The organism is Sulfuricella sp., assembly GCF_035531155.1.
Taxonomy (GTDB): domain Bacteria; phylum Pseudomonadota; class Gammaproteobacteria; order Burkholderiales; family Sulfuricellaceae; genus Sulfuricella.
Map to the genome: position 1 here is coordinate 1 of NZ_DATKTK010000023.1, position 2,880 is coordinate 2,880.

A 2,880-nucleotide genomic window follows, 5' to 3' on the forward strand; every position below is an offset into this window, starting at 1 on the left:
GGGGCGCAATAAGACTGATCCGATCGCTGCCGGCATTCATTAGAATTCAACTATTCGAACAAAAACGGAGACCCGGCATGGCTTTCACGATTCACAACGAAGTGCTGCTCGCGGTGTTCGCCATCGCCGCGGTAATGGGCGCGACCGCCAACAAGACCAACTTCTGCACCATGGGCGCGGTGTCCGACTGGGTCAACATGGGCGACACCGGCCGCCTGCGCGCCTGGCTGCTGGCCATCGCCATCGCCATCGGCGGCGTCGTGGCGCTGGAGGCCAGCGGGCGGGTGAATATCTCGGGTTCGACCTTCCCCCCCTACCGCACCGAGAACTTCGCCTGGCTGCGCTACCTGCTCGGCGGCGCTATGTTCGGCATCGGCATGACCCTCGCGTCGGGCTGCGGCAACAAGACCCTGGTGCGGATCGGCGGAGGCAACTTGAAGTCGCTGGTGGTGCTGGTGATCGCCTCGGCGATGGCCTACCTGATGCTCTGGACCGATTTCTACGGCACGATGTTCGACAGCTGGATGTCGCCGCTCGCCATCGGCCTGGCCAAGTACGGCATCAAGAGCCAGACGCTCGATGCCATCATCGGCGGCCTGGCCGGCGTGGAGAACACCGCGACGCTGCATCTCGCGCTCGGCGCACTCCTCGTCGTCGCGCTGCTGTTGTTCATCTTCAAGGCCGCCGACTTCCGCGCCAATCGCGACAACGTTCTGGGCGGCACGGTAATCGGCCTGGCGGTGGTTGCCGGCTGGGCCATCACCGGCAGCAGCATCGGCCAGGCCTGGAAGGAATGGGCCGAGATGGCGGACACCGTGCCTTCGCGCGTCCAGGTGCAGTCCTATACCTTCATCAGCCCGATGGGCGATACGGTGCGTTATCTGATGCACCCCGCCGACTTATCGCTGATCAATTTCGGCATCTGCGCCCTGACCGGAGTGATCGTCGGCTCCTTTCTCTACGCGCTGGCAAAGCGCAGCTTCCGCATCGAATGGTTCGCCTCCGTCGGCGACTTCTTCAATCACGCGGTCGGCGCCGTGCTGATGGGCGTTGGCGGCGTGCTGGGGATGGGCTGCACCATCGGCCAGGGCGTCACCGGGGTATCGACGCTGGCGATTGGCTCCATGCTGACGCTCGCCGCCATCATCGCCGGGGCCGCCGGCACGATGAAGCTCCAGTACTGGAAAATGATGCGCGAGGCTTGAGCCTCGATCCTGGTTTGACATCGGCGCGGCGACTTCCTATAATTCGCGCCTTTCGCTGGGTCGTTAGCTCAGTTGGTAGAGCAGCGGACTTTTAATCCGTTTGTCGTGGGTTCGACCCCCGCACGACCCACCACAAACAACTGCAAGCGAAAAGAACTACCGGGCCCTTAGCTCAGCTGGTAGAGCAGCGGACTCTTAATCCGTTTGTCGACAGTTCGATCCTGTCAGGGCCCACCAACACTCAAGCGGCTTCCAGCGATGGAAGCCGTTTTTCTTTTGGTGGCACCGTAGCTAGATCGTAGCCAGCAACGACCGGTGCCGACCCATCACTCCATCTGGAAAAAGAAACACCGCCCAAAGGCGGCGTTTGCTTATCGATGATCAGGATCATCTGGTACTCCTATCGCTCGCTGGACTTGAGTGGCGCTTTTCTGCGCCTAGCGAAGAACGCACTCAAGGCACCAACCCCCAGCAATGCTGGTATTGAAGGCTCATCAACGTCGGAGCGGAAATAGGCCGTGAATCCTGCTTGTTGCATGCTTTGATCAAGGTACATCGTGGCATTATACGGGACGGTAAAATAGGCACTGTCTCCGCCTGGCTCGGGAACCAAGTTGGGTTGATCAGGTGTTTCCACAAAGGTTAAGCTCTGAAGAGGTGGGAAGAAATTGTTTTCATCGGAAAGGAAACCGAGGACCTGAATCCCAGACGGTAACGTGCCGATCCCAAACTGATCGCTGATCGTTACGCCATCAGGCTCGAGCAGTGTTCTATAGAAAGCAACCATCGCCGGGTTAACGAAAACCAGCGTCGGATCGAAGTAGTAGCCATTATTATTTTCTTCGTTACCGAAGGCGAATATCCGTTGGTAAACAGTCCCGTCCGGATTTAGAACGGTCATCATGTCGGAATGGCCGCCGCGTGCGAGGGAACAGGCCGGGTCGAGCCAACATGCCCCATCGCCAGGCGTCGAATACCCGTTTATATCCAACGCTAGCGCTGGCAAAGGTGCGATCGCTACGGCTACCAAACCCAGCAATGCACACCAACGATGAAAAATCTTATTATTTAACATGATATCTCCTCAATAAAATCTGACACCAAATATCAGAAGACGATTCTTCTTGTGGGTCTTAATCTATATTTATACTGTCAGCATATTTCATACCAAATTTTGGGACTGGTCAAATGATTATGATTTGAAATGTTTTATTACCGTTCTCGTATATTTTGCAAATCCGACTGTAAAGAAATTCGGCATTATGCATTGTCACTTATGGAGTTTCTCAGACAGTTTCATAAAGGCTCTTATGAATTTCCAGCATGGTAGTGACAGGCTCATGTAGCGCGTGCCGGGTGAGAAACTGGTCTCGTGGCGCAGATGAACGCATGCCGGGAGGCGGAGATGAGGAATCGTGAATTGTTGGCACTGAGGAAAGGTGGAGAAATCTGACGCGGTCGCAGCGTCGGCAAGTGGCAGCCGATTTTGAAGCGGCTGAGCACAAGGCGGCTTCCGTGGAAGTGATCGAGGACTAGTTGTCAGCGCGGCCAGACTGCCCACATTGCGGCAGCGCTCAGGTGGTCAGAAATGGCATTGCGGACGACCTGCAGCGGTTCAAATGCCGCGGGTGCGACCGGACGTTCAATGCGCTGACAGGCACGCCGCCGGCCAGGT

General features: G+C 57.0%; 3 protein-coding genes, 2 tRNA genes and 1 pseudogene. 4 read left to right on the forward strand and 2 right to left on the reverse strand.

Features of this window, described 5'->3' with window-relative positions; genetic code table 11:
- From VMV64_RS04165 to VMV64_RS04175, 3 genes are all read left to right on the forward strand, one after another.
- The coding region (locus VMV64_RS04165; protein WP_325328693.1) for a YeeE/YedE family protein at positions 1-1,205 on the forward strand (1,205 nt) is incomplete at its 5' end.
- Between the two features lie 57 nt (positions 1,206-1,262).
- Positions 1,263-1,338 (forward strand) — tRNA-Lys (locus VMV64_RS04170).
- A gap of 28 nt (positions 1,339-1,366) precedes the next feature.
- Positions 1,367-1,442 (forward strand) — tRNA-Lys (locus tag VMV64_RS04175).
- 4 nt (positions 1,443-1,446) lie between these two features.
- Here the strand turns inward: VMV64_RS04175 and VMV64_RS04180 are convergent.
- Complete coding sequence (locus VMV64_RS04180; protein ID WP_325328694.1) at positions 1,447-1,596, reverse strand: hypothetical protein; 150 nt, start codon at positions 1,594-1,596, stop codon at positions 1,447-1,449.
- A 9-nt stretch (positions 1,597-1,605) separates the two neighbouring features.
- Positions 1,606-2,280 (reverse strand): hypothetical protein, encoded by a 675-nt coding sequence (locus VMV64_RS04185; protein ID WP_325328695.1) that lies wholly within the window; start codon positions 2,278-2,280, stop codon positions 1,606-1,608.
- A gap of 479 nt (positions 2,281-2,759) precedes the next feature.
- Here VMV64_RS04185 and VMV64_RS04190 point away from each other — a divergent pair.
- Positions 2,760-2,880, forward strand: a pseudogene (locus tag VMV64_RS04190) (transposase); the annotation flags it as partial.